At 37.6% G+C, this 23,303-nt stretch carries 24 protein-coding genes and 2 riboswitches; of the genes, 8 read left to right on the forward strand and 16 right to left on the reverse strand.

Going from position 1 to position 23,303, the window contains the following annotated elements; translation table 11 throughout:
• Positions 1–103 precede the first annotated feature (103 nt).
• The 3 genes from ACN6NE_RS24700 to uraH are packed head-to-tail and all read left to right on the forward strand — an operon-like array spanning position 104 to position 2,319.
• Positions 104–1,426 carry a nucleobase:cation symporter-2 family protein gene (locus ACN6NE_RS24700; RefSeq protein ID WP_474327930.1) on the forward strand — a complete coding sequence of 441 codons (1,323 nt, stop codon included), beginning with the start codon at positions 104–106 and terminating at the stop codon, positions 1,424–1,426.
• A gap of 12 nt (positions 1,427–1,438) precedes the next feature.
• A complete protein-coding gene (gene uraD, locus ACN6NE_RS24705) occupies positions 1,439–1,966 on the forward strand; it encodes a 2-oxo-4-hydroxy-4-carboxy-5-ureidoimidazoline decarboxylase (protein ID WP_474327932.1) in 528 nt (175 codons plus the stop codon).
• A complete protein-coding gene (uraH, locus tag ACN6NE_RS24710; RefSeq protein ID WP_013057215.1) occupies positions 1,963–2,319 on the forward strand; it encodes a hydroxyisourate hydrolase in 357 nt (118 codons plus the stop codon). The genes uraD and uraH overlap by 4 nt, the downstream gene beginning before the upstream one ends.
• 35 nt (positions 2,320–2,354) lie before the next feature.
• On the opposite strand, the gene ACN6NE_RS24715 is transcribed toward uraH, so the two are convergent.
• Entirely contained in the window at positions 2,355–2,855 is a 501-nt protein-coding gene (locus tag ACN6NE_RS24715) for a GNAT family N-acetyltransferase (RefSeq protein WP_129709558.1), read from the reverse strand.
• Between the two features lie 416 nt (positions 2,856–3,271).
• Here ACN6NE_RS24715 and ACN6NE_RS24720 point away from each other — a divergent pair, with 416 nt between their 5' ends.
• The 3 genes from ACN6NE_RS24720 (at position 3,272) to ACN6NE_RS24730 (ending at position 6,645) form a co-directional block, all read left to right on the forward strand.
• Positions 3,272–3,766 (forward strand): hypothetical protein, encoded by a 495-nt coding sequence (locus ACN6NE_RS24720; protein WP_474327934.1) that lies wholly within the window; start codon positions 3,272–3,274, stop codon positions 3,764–3,766.
• Between the two features lie 503 nt (positions 3,767–4,269).
• Positions 4,270–5,208: a PD-(D/E)XK nuclease family protein gene (locus ACN6NE_RS24725; RefSeq protein WP_474327936.1), complete on the forward strand. Its 939-nt coding sequence runs from the start codon at positions 4,270–4,272 to the stop codon at positions 5,206–5,208.
• 156 nt (positions 5,209–5,364) lie between these two features.
• The gene (locus ACN6NE_RS24730; protein WP_474327938.1) at positions 5,365–6,645 is read left to right on the forward strand and encodes an Nramp family divalent metal transporter; all 1,281 of its coding nucleotides are present in this window, start codon (positions 5,365–5,367) and stop codon (positions 6,643–6,645) included.
• Between the two features lie 115 nt (positions 6,646–6,760).
• Here ACN6NE_RS24730 and ACN6NE_RS24735 read toward each other — a convergent pair whose 3' ends face one another.
• From ACN6NE_RS24735 to ACN6NE_RS24745, 3 genes are all read right to left on the reverse strand, one after another.
• On the reverse strand, positions 6,761–7,270 hold the full coding sequence (locus tag ACN6NE_RS24735; protein WP_474327940.1) for a hypothetical protein: 510 nt from the start codon (positions 7,268–7,270) through the stop codon (positions 6,761–6,763).
• 304 nt (positions 7,271–7,574) lie between these two features.
• Complete coding sequence (locus tag ACN6NE_RS24740) at positions 7,575–7,970, reverse strand: hypothetical protein (RefSeq protein ID WP_474327942.1); 396 nt, start codon at positions 7,968–7,970, stop codon at positions 7,575–7,577.
• A gap of 83 nt (positions 7,971–8,053) precedes the next feature.
• Positions 8,054–8,842, reverse strand: coding sequence for an HAD family hydrolase (locus ACN6NE_RS24745; protein ID WP_474327944.1), 789 nt, complete (start codon positions 8,840–8,842; stop codon positions 8,054–8,056).
• Between the two features lie 198 nt (positions 8,843–9,040).
• On the opposite strand from ACN6NE_RS24745, the gene ACN6NE_RS24750 reads away from it, so the two are divergent.
• Positions 9,041–9,493: a MarR family winged helix-turn-helix transcriptional regulator gene (locus ACN6NE_RS24750; RefSeq protein WP_013083345.1), complete on the forward strand. Its 453-nt coding sequence runs from the start codon at positions 9,041–9,043 to the stop codon at positions 9,491–9,493.
• A gap of 36 nt (positions 9,494–9,529) precedes the next feature.
• Here ACN6NE_RS24750 and ACN6NE_RS24755 read toward each other — a convergent pair whose 3' ends face one another.
• The 9 genes from ACN6NE_RS24755 to thiT form a co-directional block, all read right to left on the reverse strand.
• On the reverse strand, positions 9,530–9,964 hold the full coding sequence (locus ACN6NE_RS24755; RefSeq protein WP_474327946.1) for a hypothetical protein: 435 nt from the start codon (positions 9,962–9,964) through the stop codon (positions 9,530–9,532).
• A 141-nt stretch (positions 9,965–10,105) separates the two neighbouring features.
• On the reverse strand, positions 10,106–11,188 hold the full coding sequence (locus ACN6NE_RS24760; RefSeq protein ID WP_474327948.1) for a tyrosine-type recombinase/integrase: 1,083 nt from the start codon (positions 11,186–11,188) through the stop codon (positions 10,106–10,108).
• 411 nt (positions 11,189–11,599) lie between these two features.
• Positions 11,600–12,790 (reverse strand): TcaA NTF2-like domain-containing protein, encoded by a 1,191-nt coding sequence (locus ACN6NE_RS24765; protein WP_474327950.1) that lies wholly within the window; start codon positions 12,788–12,790, stop codon positions 11,600–11,602.
• 48 nt (positions 12,791–12,838) lie between these two features.
• On the reverse strand, positions 12,839–13,771 hold the full coding sequence (locus ACN6NE_RS24770) for a TcaA NTF2-like domain-containing protein (protein ID WP_129709578.1): 933 nt from the start codon (positions 13,769–13,771) through the stop codon (positions 12,839–12,841).
• 140 nt (positions 13,772–13,911) lie between these two features.
• Positions 13,912–15,261, reverse strand: a complete 1,350-nt coding sequence (gene eat / locus ACN6NE_RS24775) for an ethanolamine permease (RefSeq protein WP_129709580.1) — start codon at positions 15,259–15,261, stop codon at positions 13,912–13,914.
• 21 nt (positions 15,262–15,282) lie between these two features.
• The gene (eutC, locus tag ACN6NE_RS24780) at positions 15,283–15,996 is read right to left on the reverse strand and encodes an ethanolamine ammonia-lyase subunit EutC (protein WP_116071989.1); all 714 of its coding nucleotides are present in this window, start codon (positions 15,994–15,996) and stop codon (positions 15,283–15,285) included.
• 14 nt (positions 15,997–16,010) lie between these two features.
• On the reverse strand, positions 16,011–17,381 hold the full coding sequence (locus ACN6NE_RS24785) for an ethanolamine ammonia-lyase subunit EutB (RefSeq protein WP_129709584.1): 1,371 nt from the start codon (positions 17,379–17,381) through the stop codon (positions 16,011–16,013).
• A 26-nt stretch (positions 17,382–17,407) separates the two neighbouring features.
• Complete coding sequence (locus tag ACN6NE_RS24790; protein WP_129709586.1) at positions 17,408–18,826, reverse strand: ethanolamine ammonia-lyase reactivating factor EutA; 1,419 nt, start codon at positions 18,824–18,826, stop codon at positions 17,408–17,410.
• 155 nt (positions 18,827–18,981) lie between these two features.
• Positions 18,982–19,560, reverse strand: a complete 579-nt coding sequence (gene thiT / locus ACN6NE_RS24795) for an energy-coupled thiamine transporter ThiT (RefSeq protein ID WP_474327953.1) — start codon at positions 19,558–19,560, stop codon at positions 18,982–18,984.
• Between the two features lie 63 nt (positions 19,561–19,623).
• Positions 19,624–19,724, reverse strand: a riboswitch (TPP riboswitch).
• 174 nt (positions 19,725–19,898) lie between these two features.
• Positions 19,899–20,083: riboswitch (Lysine riboswitch) on the forward strand.
• 102 nt (positions 20,084–20,185) lie between these two features.
• On the opposite strand from thiT, the gene ACN6NE_RS24800 reads away from it, so the two are divergent.
• Positions 20,186–21,625, forward strand: coding sequence for an amino acid permease (locus ACN6NE_RS24800; RefSeq protein ID WP_474327955.1), 1,440 nt, complete (start codon positions 20,186–20,188; stop codon positions 21,623–21,625).
• 36 nt (positions 21,626–21,661) lie between these two features.
• Here the strand turns inward: ACN6NE_RS24800 and ACN6NE_RS24805 are convergent, their stop codons facing one another.
• The 3 genes from ACN6NE_RS24805 to ACN6NE_RS24815 form a co-directional block, all read right to left on the reverse strand.
• Positions 21,662–22,030 (reverse strand): hypothetical protein, encoded by a 369-nt coding sequence (locus tag ACN6NE_RS24805; RefSeq protein ID WP_474327957.1) that lies wholly within the window; start codon positions 22,028–22,030, stop codon positions 21,662–21,664.
• A gap of 103 nt (positions 22,031–22,133) precedes the next feature.
• A complete protein-coding gene (locus tag ACN6NE_RS24810; protein WP_129709594.1) occupies positions 22,134–22,625 on the reverse strand; it encodes a GNAT family N-acetyltransferase in 492 nt (163 codons plus the stop codon).
• A gap of 90 nt (positions 22,626–22,715) precedes the next feature.
• Positions 22,716–23,303 carry a cysteine hydrolase family protein gene (locus ACN6NE_RS24815; protein WP_474327959.1) on the reverse strand — a complete coding sequence of 196 codons (588 nt, stop codon included), beginning with the start codon at positions 23,301–23,303 and terminating at the stop codon, positions 22,716–22,718.

Below are 23,303 nucleotides of genomic sequence, written 5' to 3' on the forward strand. Positions count from 1 at the left end.
CTTGACTAATGACATCCTTTAAAAAACATTTTACTATTAATGTATCATTATAAATGTAATATTTATTAACATTAAATGTGATATAATTAAAGGAGGTTTTTAGTTGAATAACCAAAATCGACCGTTGCAATTAGCTTCATTGGGTTTACAGCACGTACTTGCTATGTATGCGGGTGCCATTCTCGTTCCACTGATAGTGGGGCACGCATTGAATTTAAATGCCCATGACTTATCCTATCTTGTGGCCATTGATTTACTAACATGCGGACTAGCTACGCTGCTGCAGGCATGGACGAACAGGTGGTTTGGTATTGGTCTTCCTGTTGTACTCGGAAGCTCGTTTGTAGCGGTGACTCCTATGATTGCAATTGGAACTCAATATGGAATTAGCGCTGTTTACGGAGCGATTATTGCCGGTGGTATTTTCATCGTACTGGCAGCAAGTTTTTTAGGCAAAATTATTAAATTTTTCCCTCCCGTTGTCACCGGAACGGTTGTGACGATGATTGGTTTATCGCTTGTACCATCCGCTGTTCGAAATATGGCAGGAGGAGTGGGAAGCAAAGATTTTGGTTCTCTTTCTAATCTTCTTCTTTCTTTTGGTGTTCTAGCGCTTATTTTAATTTTAAATCGATTTTTCAGCGGTTTTCTTCGTTCTCTTTCTGTGTTGATTGGAATTGTAGCCGGAACAATAGCCGCTGTATTAATGGGAAAAGTTGATTTCACTAATTTTAATGAAGCTTCTTGGCTGCACGTTCCCACTCCTTTTTATTTTGGGATGCCCACTTTTGAAATCGGCCCTATTTTAACAATGATTTTCGTATGCTTGGTCATTATCATTGAGTCTACAGGCGTATTTTTAGCATTAGGAAAGCTGTGCGATCGGGAATTAAAGGAAAAAGATTTTACAAAAGGCTACCGTGCTGAAGGAATCGCCATTGTTCTTGGAGGGCTATTTAATGCTTTCCCTTACAATACATTCGCTCAGAATGTAGGACTGGTTCAATTATCAAAAGTAAAAACAAAAAATGTAGTGGTAGTAGCCGGTTTCATTCTCGTATTACTGGGGCTTGTTCCGAAAATAGCTGCTTTTACAACCATTATTCCCACCCCTGTTTTAGGGGGAGCAATGGTCGTGTTGTTTGGTTTAGTTATTTCATCAGGCATCAAAATGCTAAGTGCTGTTGATTTGTCTAAACAAGAAAATTTGCTGATTATTGCGTGCTCTCTTTCACTCGGCCTTGGTGTAACGGTGGTACCTGATTTATTCGCTCAGCTCCCAAATGCTTTGCGCGTAATTGTAAGCGATGGAGTTATTACGGGAAGTTTAGCTGCCATTTTATTAAATCTCTTTTTTAACGCATCAATTGAACGAAAAGTACCTTCTGTCTCTTTGAAGAAGACAGATTATTCAGAAATAAAATAAAGGTGGTGTAGTATGAATAACGTATCTGTGCAGTATGTAAATCAGCTTAGCAAGCAGCATTTTGTTTCACTAGTTGGTGATATATTTGAACATTCACCTTGGGTTGCTGAAGAGGCTTATTTTAAAGGCCCTTTCTCTTCCGTTGAACAACTTCATGCCATGATGACAGAAATTGTAGCGCAAGCATCTGTAGAAAAACAGCTAAAGCTGCTGCAAGCTCATCCAAATCTAGGTGAAAATATTGCCATGACATCTGCTTCTACTGAAGAACAAACCAAAGCAGGCTTACAAAACTTAACGCAAGATGAGTATGAACAGTTTTCTTCTCTTAATGGAACGTATATGGAGAAGTTTCCTTTTCCTTTTATTTTGGCAGTACGAGGTAAACAAAAAGAAGATATCTACGAGGCAATGCAAAGTCGTTTACTAAATACCGAGCAAACGGAGTTTGATACGGCATTAGAAGAAGTATATAAAATTGCTTTCTTTCGCTTAACTGATAAAATTACTGAAGATAAGGAGACAAAGAAACGAGCATGACTAAAATCACAACGCATATTTTAGATCTTACCCACGGATGTCCGGCTGCTTTTGTCAAAGTTGATTTTTATCATATTCAGTCGGAAAGTAAACGAATAAAAATTTCACACGGTACTACAAATGAAGACGGAAGATTAGTAACTCCGCTCTTCTCTTCTGAAGCGTTTGAATCAGGAGATTATGAACTTCTGTTTCATATTGGAGAATATTATAAAAAACAAGAAGTCCAAACAACAAATCCGCCCTTTTTAAATCAAGTTTCTGTTCGAGTCGGATTGTCTTCTGAACAAGAACATTATCACGTCCCTTTGCTTGTGTCACCGTGGGGATACCAAATTTATAGAGGAAGTTAAAAAAAGAAACGGCGTCTTTAAACGTCGTTTCTTTTTTAGTTCAGCAATTTAGACATATAGTACTCATCAATGAACAAACCGCCAATTCGCAGTGAATGTTTTTTTGTTCCTTCAATTTCAAATCCTACTTTGTCATATAAAGAAAGAGCCTTTTCATGCTGTATAGCGACTGTAAGTTCAAGACGATGAATATGGTGTTCTCTCGCCCATTCTTCAAGTGCACTGATTAAAGCCGTCCCAATCCCTTGATTTTGAAACGTCTTTCGAATACCTAATGTTAGAGAAGCGATGTGAGCGTTTCGGTTAGCTTCGCCCCCTGTTGCAGCTATATATCCCACAAGCATCTCGTTTTCTTCTGCTACAATAATCGTAGAGTTTGGCTGTTGCTTAAAGATTTCGATGTTTTTCTCCTGCTGATCTGTGCTCAGCTTTCGCTCTCCGCTTTCAAACAGCATAAACTTACTTTCCTCTTCAATCTGTTTAAGCAAATCTACAAAGTTTGCAGCATCATGTAATTCTAGTTCTCTAATTTGCATGCTGATCCCCCTTTTTGTGTTTCCCTTTTGTTTGTATATGTATTGGTTCACCTTTATAAAATATAGCTTTACAGTTTCTTGCGAAAAATACGACTTTTTAAGAAGCGGAAGTAGAACAAAAAACCTACTAATCTCCCTTTTTTTGAAATGCTTTTTTCCTCTGTATAATTTTAAATCACTTATCAACTTCTGTAAATTTTTTAGATTCCCTCTTTTAATTTCCATTTATCTTCCTTTTATATGGGTTTGAATTGGATCTAAGGAGACATTTTATAGAAAACATATGACTATTATCCTGTTTTTCATGAAGAAAGAAAGCAATAAATGTAATTTTACTTGTAATCGTTTAAAATAGAAAAAGTGGAAATTTTATATACATATCCTCCTTAATTATTGGTGTGTGAAAGGAAATTATTATGAAAGTACAACCCACAAAATGTGGTGTATATGTCTTAAGCGGTCTAGGAGCTGTTATTGTGTTCTTCTTACTTTTACTTAAGAACAGTGCTTTCTTTCTAGAGGAAGAATACGATCAAAACAAACCTGAAGCTGCGCTTGCGGTCAACGAACATACCTATCACCTTCACAAAGGTTCTATTAACTGGTCAAACGGCCGTTCAACAACAAAAAAAGAAATAAATGTATATGATTTATATACATACATATCGCAGCAAAAAAGTATCCCATTGAAGCAGCAACAATTGGTTAAGCTCCATTTTTCGAACTTAGACGGTGCTTATATTCGTAGTGTGAGTGTGCATATATGGAGAGATAACGGTGAAAAAACCAAGCTGTTTGTCAAAAATAATGAATTTAAGGTTCCTAAAAATCAAGGTTTGTACGTTTTTGATATTGCGATTAACTCTACAAGAGGAACAATGCAATATGCGGCAAATGTGCAAATACAGTAAGTTTTTATATATTTAAGTTTGGTCGAGAAAATCGGATAAGAAAACTCTTGTTGCAAGTAGGAAACGATGTATGGAATAAAAAACGGTGAAAAAGAAGTATTAAAAATATAGTGAAGCATTCAAATAAAAACCCTTAACTTTTTCAGTAAATAATCTCACAAAAAAAAGAGAGCATAAGCTCTCTTTTTTATAAAATGAAAAAGACGTCCACGCAGGACGTCTTTGATGCGTTTGTGGCGGGGACCGTGTGACCACATTCACACGTTTAGCTCGAAAGCATGTCCTTCGACTTACACAAATTAGCTCATCGCTTTATTAATATAACATCCTCCATAGAAAAAAGCAATCAATTTTTAAATATTTTTTTCTATTTATACATATTTCGCGAGAATCCACAAAATAATATGCATGCGTAGCTATTCACTCTCTACATTTTCAGTCTATTTTAACTCATGTACGAATATACTAATAGACCAACCTATGCGCAGTTTTTGAAAAAGGATGTGAATAGCTTGTTTCAAATCACTGATTTCCCTGAATTTTCATGGTCGTACTCCAGACATAAAATGGTCACACAGTGCAACCGAAAGTATGCATATCATTATTATGTCTCACATAACGGATGGCTTGACAGCGCTTCTGCGCAGTCTCAGAGCGCTTATCGTTTAAAAAAGGTTTCCACTTTATCTATGTACGCCGGACAAGCCGTGCGTCAAGTGATTACAGAGGCCATTTCTGACTATACATCTACAAAGCTTGTCCCTAATGAACAAAACTTAGCGGAGAAAGTGCAGCAGCTACTAAATAACGCACTGCGTGATTCTACTGACTATGGAGAGCTTTGGTATCATAAGCCTGCTCAGTATAAGATGCTTTTAGAATTCTACGAAAACGGCTATATTTCTAAAAAAGATCTTAAAGACATGCAAAAACGGGTACACATTTGTGTCCATCACTTTTTACAAAGTAAATTGTTTTGCGACATCGTAACTTCACCTTTTTTAGAAGTGGAGCCTCATCAGTCGTTTCGTTCTATAAATGTGTATGATCATAAAGTATATGCGCCTTTTCATTCTCTTTTTAAAAATCCAGTCACAGACGAATTTACGATTGTTGATTGGAAAACAAGTAAACAAACAAAAGATGATTTGTTTCAACTGGCGATATATGCCCTCTACGTGCTAGCTGAATATAATATTTCCGTTGATCAGATAAAAGTCCGAAACGAATACTTGCTTTCAGGCAGTACGCGTACGTATCAGCTTACTCTTCACGAAATTGAAGCTGTTCTTCAGCAAGTTGATACAAGCATTGATTATATGAAAACTTTTTTGGAAGACTCAGAGGTAAATCAGCCTCTTCCGCTTGAGCATTTCCCTCAAACAGATACGCTTGCCTCCTGTCACGGCTGTGCATTTAAAGAATTGTGCCAAACGGGATAAAAAACAGCTGAAGATGATCTATATTTTTTGCTAAACTTTTTTATTGTCAAAAGAACCTTTGCTAGCATATAATTTGCATTAAGGAAACATTTTATACTTCATATAAAAAAATTAGCTTGGGCTATTTATTGTTCATCAAAGAAAGGAGCACTAGACATGAAAGATCAAAACGGCAGTAAAGCATTATCAGCTATGCAGCTAAGTGCTCAAGATGTATTGTCGGGTAAAACAAAAGGAATTAAGCGATTATTGCCTTTCTTAGGGCCTGCTTTTATCGCAGCGGTTGCTTATATTGACCCAGGTAATTTTGCTACCAACATTGCAGCAGGCTCTCAATACGGATACATGCTGCTTTGGGTTGTATTAATTTCTAACTTAATGGCTGTCTTAATTCAATCGTTATCAGCTAAATTAGGGATTGCAACAGGTTTGAATTTACCCGAGATAGCACAGGAACACTTCCCGTCCTTCGTTTCTTTTGGGCTTTGGATCCAAGGAGAATTGGTCATTATGGCGACGGATTTAGCAGAATTTATTGGGGCTGCTCTTGGAATTTATTTATTATTTCATATTCCTTTGTTCCTAGCTGCACTTATCGCAGCGGTAGGTTCTTTTGCTATTTTAGAGTTACAAAGACGAGGTGTTCGACTGTTAGAAGCAGCTATTGCGGCGATGGTTTTTATTGTAGTATTAGCTTTTGGGACTCAAATGTTTCTTGCGCATCCAGAGGGCGCAAGTGTTGTCCATGGCTTATTTGTCCCTCAGTTTCACGGAACAGACAGCGTGCTGTTAGCTTCCGGAATTTTAGGTGCTACAGTTATGCCGCACGCGATTTATTTGCATTCAGCTCTTACGCAGCGCCGCGTGGTAGGAACTACAGAATCGGAGAAAAAAGCGATTTTTCGCTTTGAATTTATTGATATTGTGATTGCCATGATTATCGCTGGTGCAATTAATGCAAGCATGCTGATTGTCGCAGCCGCTCTATTCTTTAAAAACGGACTAAACGTGCAAGATTTGGACGTGGCTTTTACACAATTTGAACATTTAATTGGTCCCTTTGCAGCTATTGCGTTCGGGGTTGGATTATTATCTTCAGGACTTTCAAGTTCTTCGGTCGGAACAATGTCTGGAGATGTCATCATGCAAGGATTTATTAAACGCAGAATTCCTTTATATCTTCGCCGGTTCATTACAATTATTCCGCCGCTTTTGATTATCGGATTTGGCGTAAATCCAACAAGTGCACTAGTTGTCAGTCAAGTTATTTTATCGTTCGGAATTGCATTTGCGCTCGTTCCTCTTATTATGTTTACGAGTAATAAAAAAATCATGGGCGGATTGGTTAATCATAAAGCAACAACTACTGTAGCTTGGGTGATAGCTGCATTAGTCATTTGTTTAAATATCTTTTTGATTTATCAAACGATAGCATAGCAAACTAAACAACTTACCCAAATAGGGTTTTTTTAAGAAGAAAAAAAGCAAAAAAAGAGACCACATTTGTTAGGATGCATCTAACTTTTTGAGGTCTCTTTTTTATTATTTTTTATTAAACGATAGTAAAAATGAAATAGACGAGAGTTCCAATAATGGCCGACAGTACTAAGCAACCCAATGGATATAAATAAGAATAGTTTTCTTTACGGATTGAAAGAATGCGATCAACAATAAAAATAAGAATGACGCCCATCATTCCGAATTCAAACATTAATAACCCAAAAATGGCGTGAAATATGAATGACATGATAAAATCAATTTTTTTACTACGGTCTTTTACAAACGCACTGACTAATAAATCAACGATAACCGTGCCTAACGTCCCCATTATTAAAAAGAAGGGTGTAAAAAATAAAAGGTATAAAGGAAATAAATCAACGAAATGTGGACTGGTTTTTTTGATAGAAAAACTGGGAATTGACTCTTTTATACCTGGTATAAAACAAAAAAGCAAAGCGAAAAGAAACGCAGCTATACTAGCTGCTGATAGCTTTCTATTTAAATGCATGTTTATTTTTTTATTACTGAATTCAGTAGTTGTTTTTGTATGTTTATGATTCATATGTCTTTAACGTGATGTACGCACCTTTTCCTTTCTCATAACTTTTTATCCACTTGTGTCCATCTTTTGTTACCAGCAGTTACAATGATACACGTTCTTTTTGAACTTGACTACACCAACGCGCTTTATGTCTATTTTCTTTTTCTTTTTATGTCTATCGTTTGCTCCGCTCCCCTTGTATATTCTTTCTTTTTATTCAGGGGTTGTAGTATCATTTGCTCTTTTTATGGAAAACAAGATGGTTTTACAAAAAACGCCTTCTTTTTCTATAAAACAAAAGACAGGCGTTTTTTTCTGTATGTAATTAATAATCTTGTTTGGCTTCTTCAAACTTAAACACATCCGCTCGTTCTGATTGCTGTGTAATTAACAGGTTATACGTATGGTTGGCCTTTTTTGGAATTTTAAATGCAACATCGAGGTTAAGTGGTTCATCGTCAGATAGTGACGGTGATGAAAAAGCTGTCCACAGGGTGTGCGGGGTTTCTGTCGATAAATTTCCTCCGTCAGACGGTTCGTAGGTTTGATGAGTTGCTGTGTCTTGTAATGTAAACGTTGTGTCGTTTAATACTACAGTCGAATGTTCATTAGGTGTTCGCTGAAACTGAACGGATACGACAATGTACTGGGTGTTTACTTGTTTAGCTCCTTTAACAGGATAAGATTGGTACAATGTGAATGAAGTCAGTGAGATTTGCAACGGATATAGGACCTGCAAAGACTGCTGTGCTTATTTTTATAACAAAAAAGAGACGATTTCCGCCTCTTTTTTGTTTGTTCGTATTATGAATTTAGTTCATCTAAAATTGAATGCAGTTCACTTAAATGGGTAATTTCATAAGTAGGAATGACTTCATTTCGCTCTTTATCGTGACGATTAATCCATACAGATTTCATTCCAACGCGAGAAGAACCCAGTATATCTGTCATTAAATTATCTCCAACCATAATTGCTTCATCTTTCTTTAAATCCATAAGTGATAAAGCATGGTCGAAAATAGATGGATCAGGCTTACCGCGGCCAAATGCACCTGAAATCACAATCTCATCAAAATATGGAACTAGTTCTGATGTAATATCTAATTTGGTATTTTGTAAGTCAGGTGAACCATTTGTTAGCAGCAGCAGCTTGTACTTTCCTTTTAATTGATCAAGCACCTCAAACGTTTCTTCGTATACAAACGGTGTTTTGCGGCGCTCTAACGGAAAACGCTCAGCTAGCTCTGCTCCAAAAGCATCATCGTGAATTCCTAGGGCACGAAGACCTTGAGTCCAAGCTTCTTTGCGATAAGTAGGAACAATATCTTTCATTTTGTGGAATTCATCATGATCGTCTAAAAAATTTCCCCATAATCCTTCAAATGGATTAATGCCAATCATTTGCGTAAACTCATAGGTTTCATACGAAGCATATAATTCTCTTGCTTCCTTACGCACCGCTTCTTCTAGTTCTTCAGGTTTTAAATTATATTTCTCACTTGCATATGTACATGTTGCAACGAATGCTTCTTTTACGCTTTTTTGGTCCCAAAGTAGCGTGTCATCTAGGTCGAAAAATACCGCTTTAATCATGGATGTGTGTACCCCCTACTGTTTTTGAAAAAGTTTAACTATTCTTACACTAGATTACAAGGATACACACAATAAGTCTAGTGTATTTGTGATTTATTCTGTAAATTTATTTTTATAAGACATCACTTTTACAAACAAATTTACAGAAATAAAAACAGCTGATATAATCACAGCATGTATGTATGCAGGAGGTTTTATATGGAATCGTTAGAAGAAATGTTCGGCATTCCCACAGTTCGTACAAGTAAGCGCTTAAGCAGAGTAGTTGCCGCACGCTTGCGCCCTTTTGGGATTACACCAGAACAGTGGACCGTTTTAAAACGCGTATCAGAAGCTGAATATAGTACGCAGAAACAATTAGCTGAACGAGCGGATAAAGATCAAGCGACGCTGACTAAAATTTTAGATTTACTAGAAAAACAAAATTGGATTCAGCGTATCAGAAATCCAGAAGATCGCCGCTCGTTTTTTATTCAAATAACAGAAGATGGCCTGCGTTTAAAAACAGAAGTAACGCCTGCTGTGGAGCAGGTATTTTTCGAATTAACGTCCGAATTAAACGAGCAGCAGGTGAAAATTTATACCGAAACTTTACAAAAACTTGAATACCGCGCGGAACAATTGCTTCAAGACACAGAAGACCTGCGTTAAATCCCCAAAACCCCACAGCTAACATTCTGCGGGGTTTTACACGTAGTTGGCGATGCATAGTACTTCTTTGATTTTTGAAATCACTTGTTTGGTTTCATCTGTTAAAGAGGTGAATTTAAACGCGATGGATTCTGCATTTGGATTAATGAAGGGTTCTTTGTTCGTGTCTTTGCGGTATTCTTCAATTTGTTCTAAACAATATTTTAAAATAAACGACAAGTTCGCACGTCGAAATCTCAAACTGACGGTAGAAGGCCATCTTTTTTGAAACTGATTGCTTCCCTCATACTGAATCGCTCCGATGTAGCGTTCTCCGGATAAAAAAGATTCTTTGCTTCGATATAGCTGAACGGTTTGGGCTGTTCCGCTCCAGTCAATATAAATACCTGCTGTTTCACAAACTGCGTATATGTAATGAAAAAGCTCCGTTACTTCTCCGAAATGGTAGTGAAGCGGATGTTTAGCCGTCATAGGTAACTCCCTCCTTTATCGACTTTCTACCATTATATTGTAGGAAAAGTAACTTATTCATTTATACAACTTATTTCATACGCATAAGCAGTAAAAATGAAAATATATGTTTTATAGTTTACATAAAAATATTATAAGTAATTAGCGATAACCCGATTTTCGAAACGCGTCGTATACCGTATCTTCTTGAAGTTTTTCCAGATAAACGTTCGTTGTAGCAATAGAAGAATGCCCTACTACTTGCTTTACAACCGCAAGCGGAACGTCATTAGTTAAACTGTTTGTAATAAAGGTATGACGAAACCAATGAGGAGAAATAGACGCGTTTCCTTTTACTTTATAAACAGCTGATTTAATCGTTCGATACAACGTTGTATAGGATAATCGCTTCTTTTCGCCGGTACGATAGTACTCTTTAATGGAGTAAAAAAGCGGTTCGGTGTCAAAAGGACTTAGTTCGGTGCTCTCATTTAAGGCTTGCCGGTAAGTGATAAGCGTTTCTTTCACATCATCAAACACGGGAATTGTTCGTTCTTTTTTTCCTTTACCAATCACATCTACAACCAAATTTCCGCGGCGGTCTTCGCGGAAGCTTCCCCAATTTAAACTCAGCAGTTCACTCGAACGCATTCCACTCATATACAAAAGCATTCCCATTAAGCGATTGCGCGCTTTGAATTCCTTTTCATGCTGACGAATGCGCACGACTGATTCTAACGCATTTACAATCACCTGGGCTTCGCGGTCGGTTAGCTCTCGGTACTCGGTGCGATTTTGTTTTTCCTTGTCGCTGTAATGTCCTTTTGCAATAGATGGTTTTTCAATCCACGTCGTATATAGCGAAGGATAAAAATGAGTAGCGTGTCCAAACTCTAGCATTCTTCTAAAAAATTCTAGTTTTCTTGCAGCGGTGCGATTGGCATATTGATTCATCATTTCTTCATTAAATAATTTGACTTCCATAAATCCAATCGATTTTAATGTAATCTCTCGTTCATAGAAAAAAGACAGAATCGTTTTCATGTCTTGATTGTAAGATCTGATCGTATGAGGAGAAAGTGATTTTTTGATAATACGCATTGAAAAAAAGAGCTGAATAAATTTTTCATCTGAAACGTGCTTTAAATTTAAGTTGTTATCTTCATCTAACAGCTCTGCCTCTTCCCACTGCTCTTTTAGCTGGCGAAACGAATTTTTCACAGGCGACAATTCAAATTCTTCCATTTTACCCCTCCTAATTATTGAAAACAAAGGTATCCCTTTTAAATGATCCAGAATGGAATATAACGAATTTTTATCAATTCACTACAAATACCATTAAAAGTTTTTAAAAACCTCTCAAAACTCAATTTAAAAAGCAAATTTTTAAAGATTTTAATAAAAACATCCATTATATGTAAAATAAATTCTGTTTTCTGCTTATTTCTCTACTTTATCATATGAACGCTTGATAAGGAAGAGTTATCTTGCGTTAGTATGGTAAAGTAATTTTAAAAAAAGGCTTCTTTCTAAAGATATGTTTTTTACCCTTTCAAAAGTAAAGTATGCTTTTTATGCTGGAACACTAAAATTTATCACGATAAGAAATCTGCAAATTGTGTATACACAAAAACATCACGCAGAGCGTGATGTTTTTTAAAGTGATTCAATTTTAGTCAGGTGCAGCTGTTTATTGCTGTAGGAAACGGTATAGGTTCGATAATACTCTTTTTCCTGACTTTGACCGTTCGTTGTAATTGAAAGGACTTCTTTCGTTTGGATTGTATAGACCGCTTCGCCCTCTTCTTCACTCACAGATTCCACGTCTAATATGGAATAATCAACGAGTTCTTCTCGAATGTCTCTTTCATACAGCATTTTCACAAGCTGCTTTTGATCATTCCACAAAACACTATCCCGCTGGATATAAGGCTGTACGTGTTCAAATTTATTCGTGTTAATGGACTTTGTTAAATCTCGCAAATAATGTTCAATAAAAATATCCGCTGTTTCTTGATCAACTTTTTGGACTTTTTTTAAATTAAAATCTTTTTCTTCCTTCTCTTCTTTTTCTTTTTCATCTTCTTTAAAATCGTCGATTCGCTGAGAGCTGTTTTTGCTGATGGCATACTTTGTATTGTTCTCTTTGAAAACCAAGATTTCTTCCTTTTCCCCTTTTTCATTTGTACGGGTCGTTTTACCTTGGTATGAAATATCACTAGAAGGATTAATTGACTTTACGTATTCGATATATTCATCGGCCGTAATGTTGAGGTATTTTTGATGATAGGTAACTTCATCCCATTCGTTTAATTTCCAATGTTTATTAACGTATTTAAAATTCATGTAAATGGTCAGTCCGCCGCTTCCTTCTTTACTAATTGGCTCAATAGCCGAGACCGAAAATTGCCCAGCATGATTGTTAATAAGTTCAAATCGAATCAGATGAGTTACATCAGGAAAAAAGCTCATATTGCATTCTTTGCAGTAATAATTAGTAGAAATACTTTTTAGCTTTGTTGCAATTAAAGATGATGTTGCATATGGCGTTAACGCTTTTTTTAGCGTTTCGTAATCAGCAGGGTTAGATTCATTTTCCCATTCATACTCTTCGCCTAATTCTTTATAGGTACTTGAAATTTTGTTCATCGTCTCAACCGCAGTTTTTTCTGCTTTTTTTTCTGATACAAGATCAGGTGGAAGAGATGAGTTAGCTTGATCTTTTGGGATCACTTCATCTGAGGAAGGTTCGGTTGGTTTGGATAACTTAACTGTTTCTTTTTCTTCACAGGCTGTCAAAACCATTAGCAGCAGTAGAACGAATGCAATCGTCCATTTTTTATGCATAAGGTGTCCTCCTCAATGCCGAATTTAGTCTGTTTTTAAAAATGATCTTTAATTCTCAAACGTATCGAGCACGTAATCACCGCTTGGAATTCCCCACTTTGCCTTTTTATTTTGATCTGTTTTAGCAAGCAATGAGATGGAATTTTCTTTGAGCGTAATGACAATTGTTCCTTTATTTCCTTGTCCATCATTTTCATATTTAATGGCTGCTTGGTTATTTTCAAAGCGAATATTTTTTTGTTCAACGGTTGACACGCGGATTTTGCTAGGTGGCTGGTACGAATTTATTTTAATCGTTGCTTCCGAGTTGGATGTAGCAAGAAATTGAATGATAGGAGATCCGTTATCATTGCCAGTGGTCCATTTTCCATCGTAGTCGTGTAAATCTGTTGTTTGTGTAGTGGGAGTTTCAGTGCTTGCATTTGGTTTAGATGAAAAGTCAAATGGTTCTACACTCGATAACTTTAACGTATCGTTTTGATAAACGGCTGTATAAAGGCGGTCACAAATTTTAGTATAAGGATCTTTACCTGGCTGCTTTAATAAGCTTTCCTCGTGGGTTTGTATTTTGAACATATGGTTAGGTTCTTCATACCAATTGACAATATGAAACGTTTGCTTCTTCTGCTCGATGCCTTGGCGTGTGAAATTTTCAACAAGAAGATTCTGCTCTTTATAAAAAGAACTGTCCGCTTTCAAAAAAGCCTTTAGATCATCAAAGGAGTTTTGATCCACTGCTTTCCCAAACGCTGAAAAGTAATCAGTCATCCAGGCTGTAATAAATTTCCCGCTCATTGCTTCTTTATTTAAATCAATCGATTGAATGCTTTCCACCTGTGTTTTTGGTTCATTTAGTACTTTTTTTGCATCTTTTTCTACTATCATTGTATTTCCGTCTTTTAATGTTTCTTCTTGCTGACAGGCTGATAACAGAATAGATGAAACAACCGTGATAATGATTGTATTACGTTTGTTCATCATAATTGCCCCTTCTTTATCTAATATAAATGTATGTATATTCTTCCAACAAACAGACCTAGTATATCATTCTACAAAAAAACGCTCAACCCTTTAATTTCACAAGAAAAACGGCTTGCCTTTACAGCGAGCCGTTTTTTCTCCTATTTAATGGATGCTTCTTGATACGAATTGGCTGCTTCTTTTTTGAGCTGTCTAGAACCATAAAAGACATAGTAAATAATTGAAAGAAGGAAAATTCCAAGAATCACATAAATTAAAGGTAGAGAAACGCCAAATAGCATTAAACTTGTTGTAAGCACACTGTATTTTATGATGCTGTACAAGCATAGAATCCCTAATACTAAGGCCACGCTTGGCACTACCGGGTATTTCACTTTAAAAGGACGGGATAGATTAGGTTCTTTTTTACGTAAAATAAAAAGAGAAACTAAACTGATGCAGTACATCATCATTGCTCCGAAAACGGATAAGATAATAAGTGCATTGGCAAATGTTGCAGATCCCGCACAAATCACGCCGATTGCTCCCGGAATCAACAAACCGCCGACAGGAACTCCTTTTTTATTCGTTTTAGCAAGAAATTTAGGGAAGTAACCATCTCGTGCAAGCGCATAGGTTTGTCTTGAAAATCCCATGATGATTCCATTTAAGCTAGCAATCAAGCCGAATAGCCCGATAATAGCAACAACGGTTGAAATGCCGTTTCCGTATACAGAAGACAGTGCCTGTGGAAGTGGATAATCGGCTAGCTTCCCGCTTCCTCCGCCAAGTCCTGCTGTTACAAATAGTGTAAACAACGTTGCGGTTGCTAGAGTAATAATCGCTCCAATAAATCCTTTAGGAATGTTTTTCTTAGGATTTTCCACTTCTTCCGCTGCCATTGCTCCTCCTTCTATTGCCAGATAAAACCAAACAGCGAATGGAATAGCTGCTAGTACCCCTGTTGGCCCGTTAATAAATGAATGATCATTAAAAATATTCGATGTTTGTACATGAGGCAAACCAGCTACATAAAAAATAGATAAACCAATTAGTGCAACAATGGTAGCTGTAAGCTCAATCACCGCTACTTCTTTTACCCCGATTAAATTTAATAAAACAAAGAAAATAAAGGCACCTACCGTTGCGTATACAGGGTTAACAGCTGGAATGAGAAAATGCAGGTATGCTCCTGTTGACACTGCAATAGCAGGGGGAGCAAAAATAAATTCAAGCAAGCATGCGATTCCTGCGATATATCCCCCAAAAGGTCCAAGTGCTCTTCTTGCATAAGCTGAAGGTCCGCCGGCTTGCGGGATAGATGTTGAAAGCTCTGCATAACTGAACATAAACGTTGTGTAAAACACGGTTACAATTAAGGTTGCAATTGCAAGTCCGATAATTCCGCCTTGTTCAAACCCGTAATTCCACCCAAAGTATTGTCCTGAAATAACCATACCAACTGAAATAGCCCATAAATGAATAGGTTTTAATTGTTTTTGTAACGCCATACGTTCTCCTCCTTTTGATGTTTAGACAATAAGATGTACACCGCTTGTTTGCTGCTTGATCATTTTGTCAATCATGGTACCGATATGTGCGGCTGCCTCAATAGGAGGCGTCCCTCTTTTATGAATATTAGAAATAACCATACGATCAGACTCTTTTTTGCCTTTGCTAGGTTCATAGCACATGTAAGCACTCATTGATTCAGCACTGACCAGTCCAGGTCGCTCCCCAATCAATAGCACAAGTGCTTTTGGCTTTATGATCTCGCCTATTTCATCCATACACGCAACTCGTCCCCCTTTTACAAAAAATGAAGTCCCGATACGAAGTCCATATGACTGCAGGGAGTCGATTAGAGCTGGATACACGTCGCTTATGTTTTCTTCGATTGCCTTGGCGCTCAGTCCATCCGAGACTACTACTTGTACATCAGGCTGCTGTACGCAGTTTTTAAAAATTTCTTTCTTAGCGTTATCTGCTAATAATCTTCCTTGATCCGGCCGTTTTAAATAATGTTCTTTTGACTCCACGCGTGTATTCACAGAGAAAAGGTTAAACTCAGCTAAAATATCTTCTGAAACTGCTCCATATACAGAATCTACGGCTGCAGCATGATCCGTGCGAAAAGATAAAACGTCTTTTGTTAACGGCCTTGTTCCTGTACGGCCGACACCTATGCGGGCAGGCGTAAATTGTTTAAGTGTTTCCAGCGGATCTCGATTTGACTTTGGTATCATAGTAAGCACCTTCCTTAAATCAAATTCATAAAAATAGTTGGATCTCCAGCTCTTGATGTAAAGCATCCGTTTTCCAAAATACGCTGGTCTTCAAGCCACTTTTGAAATAACGGCGTTGGGGTACGGCCTAACACATTGCGTACGGTTGCGATATCATGATAACTAAGAGACTGGTAGTTTAGCATGCAGTCATCAGCCATGGGCACTCCTATAACAAAGTTCACTCCAGCTGTTCCCAGAAGCATACTTAAATTATCCATGTCATTTTGATCAGCATCCATGTGGTTGGTGTAACATACGTCTACTCCCATAGGCAGGCCATGCATTTTGCCCATAAAATGATCTTCTAACCCAGCTCGTAGAACTTGTTTGCTGTTATATAAATATTCAGGTCCAATAAATCCAACAACTGTATTAACTAAGAAAGGCTTGTAGTGCCGAGCTAATCCGTAGCATCTAGCTTCGAGCGTTACTTGATCAATATTATAGTGAGCTTCTGCTGACAGTTCAGAACCTTGTCCTGTTTCAAAATACCAGCGGTTTGGACCTTTTGCCGTTCCTTTTTCATGAATTAGCGCTGTCGCTTCATCAAGCATAGACAGTGAAATGCCAAATGAATCATTACCGGCTTCTGTGCCCGCTAAACTTTGAAAAATCAAGTCAGCAGATGCTCCTTTTTCGATTGCTCTCATCTGACTCGTCACATGTGATAATACACAGTTTTGAGTAGGAATTGACCATTCGTTGATTATATTTTTTGTTTCATTTAAAAGCGCGTAGATATTATCTGTTGTATCAATAACAGGGTTAATTCCGATAACCGCATCTCCAATTCCATAGCTTAACGCTTCGTATAGAGATGCTCTCATTCCTTTTAAGTTATCTGAAGGATGGTTAGGCTGGGCTCTAGAAGCCAATACTCCTTTTTGGCCGATAGTCGTTTGGCAAGTAGTTTGCACTTCTATTTTGGCAGCTCCTTGAATTAAATCTAAATTGGACATAATTTTAGTAGCTGCCGCAATCATTTCGCTGCTTAATCCTTTGCTAAGTGCAAGAAGGTCTTCTCCGCTATGCTGATCGGATAATATATATTCTCTTAAATCCCCTACTGTCCAATTTTTAATAATGTCGTAAACCGATGAATCAATCTGACTTTCGATTAATGCTGAGACGTTGTCTTCATCTGCGCTGAGCAGCGGGTAATTTCGAATATCAGCAAGTGTGATATCAGCTAGGACTTGCTTTGCTGCCATTCGTTCTTTCATTGACTCAGCGCTAACTCCTGCGAGCTGATCTCCAGAACGCTCTTCGTTTGCTTTGGCCATGATTTCTTTTAAGCTATAAAATGAAAATGTTTCTCCTAACAATCGTGTAGTTTTAAACATCGTTTCCTCCTTGTATATTTAGTAGATTATGATGAAAAAGCGAGCGTTTTAACGGAAACGGAGATCGCTTCTCCAGCTACTGGTAAACCTAGATCAATGTAATCTCCGTGTGTAAAATCAATTTGATCTAAACAAATAATTTCTAACTCTTTCCTCTGTTTAGCTAATGCTTGTCCTAAAGCTTTTGCAATATCTTGCTCGCATAGAACAACTAGGCACTTAGCTCCCTTAAAACAAGCAATAAATTCAGCGCTTATTACTTTTGCTAATTCTTGAAGCATCTTATAGCTGCAGTAAGGAAAATGAGATAAAGCAATAGCAGCGGGGGGATCTTCTGCACTGAAAATAGTTGAAGCCTGCATACATGAAGCTCGAGCTCTTTCTTGAAACAGCTGCGGATTCCATGTCTCCTCTTGCTGAACGGGTATTTCTATAATGGGAATATTTTTTAGTGGCAGCCGCTTCGACCCAATGTATACGGTTGATCCGCTAACTTCTGTATTTTGCATACCAGCCCCAATTACAGTAGCGCGCGTTGTCTCAGCGGCTTGAGATACTTGGATGGATTGAAAATGATATGCTAGAAGCGGACCAACGTCTCCGTGTATGGCCACTTCCTTCACTGTTTTTGGCTTTTGTTTCTTCATCATTGCTCCTACTCCTCCTGAAACCATGATCGTTTCAGGAGGTATAGAAGATCTTGTATGAGGAGAAACGAGCAGCGAGGAACTTTGATTCAGCGCTTTTACATAATTCACGGTTTCTTCAGCTAGTAATTGACAGATAGACGAGAGCTTTTCAAATGTTTCTTTTTCACCTTCTCGCAGTATTAAAGAATTATTTTTTAAAAATTCAGTTAAATAAGGTGAAATGTAGGTTACAAAACCGTCTGAATTCAGACGAATTAACCTTCCCCCCACATGCAGTGTAAACGTTTCTATCACTTTTCCATTTTGACATAAAGCGATGTTAGCAGTTCCTCCCCCTACATCAATATTGGCAATTACTGCATTGGTTTCAGCGGAACGTTGAATTGCTCCTGATCCTTTTGCTGCTAATATTCCTTCCAAGTCAGCGCCGGCTGTTGCAACAACAAAATCCCCAGCATGTTCGGCTAGATAGTGAACGATACTTTCTGCATTTTGCTTTCTAGCCGTTTCTCCTGTAATGATCACAGCGCCTGCCTCCACTTGATCTAAGGAGATTCCTGCATTCTTATACTCTTGTTCTAGTAGTACCGTTAATCTTTGAACATCGATTTCAACATCGTTTAGCATAGGGGTGGTATAGATAGAACTTGCATACGTTACGCGACGATCAATAATTTGACAGCCTGGCAGCGTAAACTGATTTTGTTGATTTGCTATTAACAGCTTGCTTACAATCAGTTTTGTTGTGCTTGTTCCAATATCTAAACCTATGCTCGTTATCCATTTCTGTAGCATGCTATCAATCCCTTATCTCGTTTGAATATGGTGATTATCATAAAACAATTTTTTGAATATTTCACTAACTATGTTATCAAACCTGACACACTTTGTGTAAACAAAGGTGACAAATGACAAAAAAGACTAAATCTTGGTAGATTTAGTCTTTTTGCTTATGATGAGTGTGATTTAGTTACAATCATTCTTGATGCCGATGGAATTAACAATGAAAGAATGACTAAGCAGGCTATTAGTGACCCTACCATTGAAATCCCGTTCATTGAAAAAGAATACCATAGAGCGGACATGCCCTTTGGCGCGTATGATCCCCAGAAAATAATACCCGCAATAAAGTGCCAGAAATACCGTGCGAAGCTGCCGATAACAAGGGATAAAACAATCAAAACAAAAGCTTTTGATCTGTTATTGTTAGCTAAATTTATTTTAATAGATTGCGAAAAAATACCTCCAAAACCTATAAAAGCAAAAGCCACAATATATTCAATAAACGTTTGTAGCGCTGTTAAAATATAAGCCGTTCCTGTTGCCAACTGCAGCAGCCCCCATAATAGACCAGATAGAGCTCCGCCTTTTACTCCCCAGCGAAAGCACATAATAAAAATGGGCACCATGGAGAACGAAATACTCACAGCCGTTGCAATCTTAATGGAAGGCAAAAGATCAAGTAGAAGTGCCAATGCTGCAAAAATGGCTATTTCAATTTTAGCCTGTAAAGGTAATGCTTTATTCACGTTTCTCACTCCTGTTTTTTGAATCATTCATATCAAACGGTTTACACAGGAGTAAGCAAATATATGCTACTATTTCCACATTCCTACGCTAGCGTTAACTAACAGGTTCGAAGGGTCTGAACAATTTGTTCACTCTCAGCACGGCGGCTCCCCCTGTGGTACGTTCGGATATTTATGTAGTATTATGACAACATTCATTATACCATATGTAACAAAATAGATTCGAGAGGTTTCAAAGATGTTTCTATTTTCTGAATCTATTTTTTATAATGACAATCGTTTTAGTATTTGGTATACTTCTTTTATGTCAAATGAATATAAAAAACCCTCATCCTAATCGATGAGGTAGAGGTCGCAGTTTTTAATAGTAAAGCAACGGAAATGCAGAGAACATTGAGGATGTTGCTTGAAAGGAAAAATTGCCGAAGTTTAGATCACTTCTCGGTTGATTTAAGCTGGGGCTGTCTCCGAACAGGAACAGAACTGTCACATCATGCAAGTGATGTGAAGAGCTATCTTCACGGAAGGCTGACGCGGTTTTCAGATTTAAAAGCGCGCACATATACTGCGGGCTTTTTTTATGTTATCCCGTCTCTTTCCGTACATTCGAAAGGAGTATTTATCTATGCAAGAGCAGCAAGAATTAAAACGTGGGTTGAAATCTCGCCACTTAACGATGATTTCATTAGGAGGAGCCATTGGAACAGGCTTATTCCTAGCAAGTGGTGGAGCAATTCACACAGCAGGACCAGGGGGAGCGCTTTTAGCTTACGCTATCATTGGTGTCATGGTTTACTTTTTGATGACCAGCCTGGCGGAGCTCGCAGCTTATATGCCTGAAGCTGGTTCGTTTAGTACGTATGCGTCTCGGTTTGTAGATCCATCCTTTGGTTTCGCTCTCGGCTGGAACTATTGGTATAACTGGGCTATTACGATTGCAGCTGAATTATCCGCTGGAGCCCTTATTATGAAATTTTGGTTCCCAAACTCTTCTTCTATTTTATGGAGTGCCCTGTTTTTATTAATTATGTTTGGGCTTAACTACCTTTCTGTAAAAGGATTTGGTGAATCTGAATTTTGGTTTTCGTTAATTAAAGTAGTAACGGTTATCATCTTTTTAGTTATTGGTATTATGATGATTTTTGGTATCTTTAACAATGAAGCACCAGGTTTTAAAAACTTCACGCTTGGTGATGGACCCATTCACGGTGGATTCTTTACTGTCCTAGGTATTTTTATGGCTGCTGGTTTTTCATTCCAAGGAACAGAGTTGCTTGGAGTCGCAGCTGGAGAAAGTGAAGATCCGGAAAAAACGGTTCCTCGCGCAGTTAAACAAGTCTTCTGGCGCATCTTGTTATTTTATATTTTAGCTATTTTTGTTATTGGGATGCTTATTCCATACACAGCGGATTCATTAGCAAGTGATGATGTGCGGGTAAGTCCGTTTACTCTAATATTCGAACGATCAGGTCTGGCGTTTGCAGCATCGGCTATCAATGCCGTTATTTTAACAGCCGTTTTATCTGCTGGTAACTCAGGTATGTATGCTTCTACGCGTATGCTGTGGAACTTAGCGAAAGATGGAAAAGCACCAAGGTTCTTAGCAAAAGTAAATAAACGAGGCGTTCCGGTTAATGCTTTAATCGCAACGGCACTTGTCGGTACACTTGCATTTGGTGCTTCATTTTTTGGAGACGGTGCAGTATACACGTGGTTACTTAACGCTTCTGGTATGTCTGGTTTTATTGCTTGGTTAGGAATTGCAATCAGCCACTATCGTTTTAGAAGAGCATTTGTTGCCCAAGGTCATGATTTGAGCGAACTTCCATATCACGCAAAACTTTTCCCGTTTGGTCCTATCTTTGCCTTTATTTTATGTGCTGTTGTTATTTTAGGTCAAAACTATTCGGCGTTTATGGGTGATTCGATTGACTGGTACGGTGTACTTGTTTCTTATATCGGACTTCCTTTATTCTTAATTGTTTGGTTAGGATACAAATGGACGAAAAAGTCAAAACTTATTCCGTTAAAAGAATGCCAAGTAACAGTGAAAAAATACGAATAAAAAAAGCTCTCTATTCAAAAGAATAGAGAGCTTTTTTTATGTGATCTGATCAGCAAAATGAAGAGATATATATGCGGGCTGATTTTTCATAACAAGCATATAACCTTTGAGGGGACGATTACAGTAATCAGCAGCTTCTATATAATAAATATGCTGAATTAACCTGCTTAAATGGGTTACAAAAGATGGAAGTTGATGAGTAGGAATGCTTTGAATGTAGTCTATGATTTCTTGTTTAGTTTGAAGGCCCGAATGGGTACATTCTAACAGATGAAAAAGCGGATCTGCTGCTATAGTAGATAGTTCAGAGTTGTGTTTGATTCTATTCAGCTGGATATGCAGTTCGTTTTTGGACCATCTTTTTGGAATAGCTCTTAGATGCTGATATTGAAAATGTGTATTCATGATAGCTAACACCTTTCGTATTAAAATAATAAAACGACTTATTATTTTAATAACCTTTACACATGAAACTAAAACGTTACAATGTGTAAAGGTGTCATACATCTTATAAAATAAGCTGATAAAAAAGCACATCTTGCCACTGATTAAATTTCCAGCCTACTTCTTTAAATTCTCCGCAAAATGTAAAATTAAATTGCTCATGCATTTTGACACTGATATCATTCCCTTTTGTAATCCCTGAAATGACAACGTGGTGGTTGAGTTCTTTAGCTAATTCCAAAATACACTTCATAAGCTGTTTTCCAATGCCATGCCCCTGCTGGTTTTTATCAATATAAATCGATAGCTCTACCGTTTGAATGTACGCTTCTTTATCTCGATAAGAAGAAAGCGAAGCATAGCCCGCTACTACCCCATCTTTTTCCGCAACAATAAGCGGAAAAAGTTCATTGCTAATGTGATTATCAAACCAGCTCCTTCTTTGCTCTACTGTTACAGGCGTTAAATCAAAAGTAGCAGCACTTGCTTGAACAGACTGGTTATAAATTTCAACAAGCATAGGTAAATCTTCTTCTTTAGCATAACGAATGATCATATGTACAAACTCCTTATAGTATAGAATTATCTTTATTTTACTTCTTTTAATAAACATAATCTACATAAAAAACCGATGTGCACATGCACATCAGTTATGATTTTGAGCATATTGAAAGGTTTGAAGAACTTGAAGTGTCTCTTTTGTAGAAACGACCGTTGCAAACTCCTCATGCAAAGAAGACAGTGCGAATGTATGTACATCTTCTGCAGGAAGCCTTGTTTTTCCATCGTAGGACATACAATCAAAGCAAGCTGTTGCATCGTTTACAACGTACGTCCTGTACCCTAGATTTCCAGCCATGCGGGCAGTCGTAGAGACGCAGTGATTAGTAGTTAATCCTATTAAGATAAGCGTATCGTAGCCATTTGCTTTTAAATAACTGTCTAGCTCTGTTCCAATGAAGCAGCTGTTCACGTGTTTGCGAATTAAGTATTCGTCTTCTTGTGGACCAAATCCTTCTTTGAACTGAAACCCCTTCGAACTTGGGTGTAAAGGAGAATTTGGATTTTCGGATGCATGCTGTACGTGAATGACAGGATAATCTTGGCGCCTCCATGCTTGGAGTAGCGTCAGCATATGTTTTTCTGCATCTAGATTGTTTCTTTCCCCCCACTGTGGTGAATAAAACCCTTCTTGTACATCGATAAGCAGCAGCACTGGCCGGGAACGTAGCAT

This window comes from Priestia sp. 53B2, from assembly GCF_056099005.1.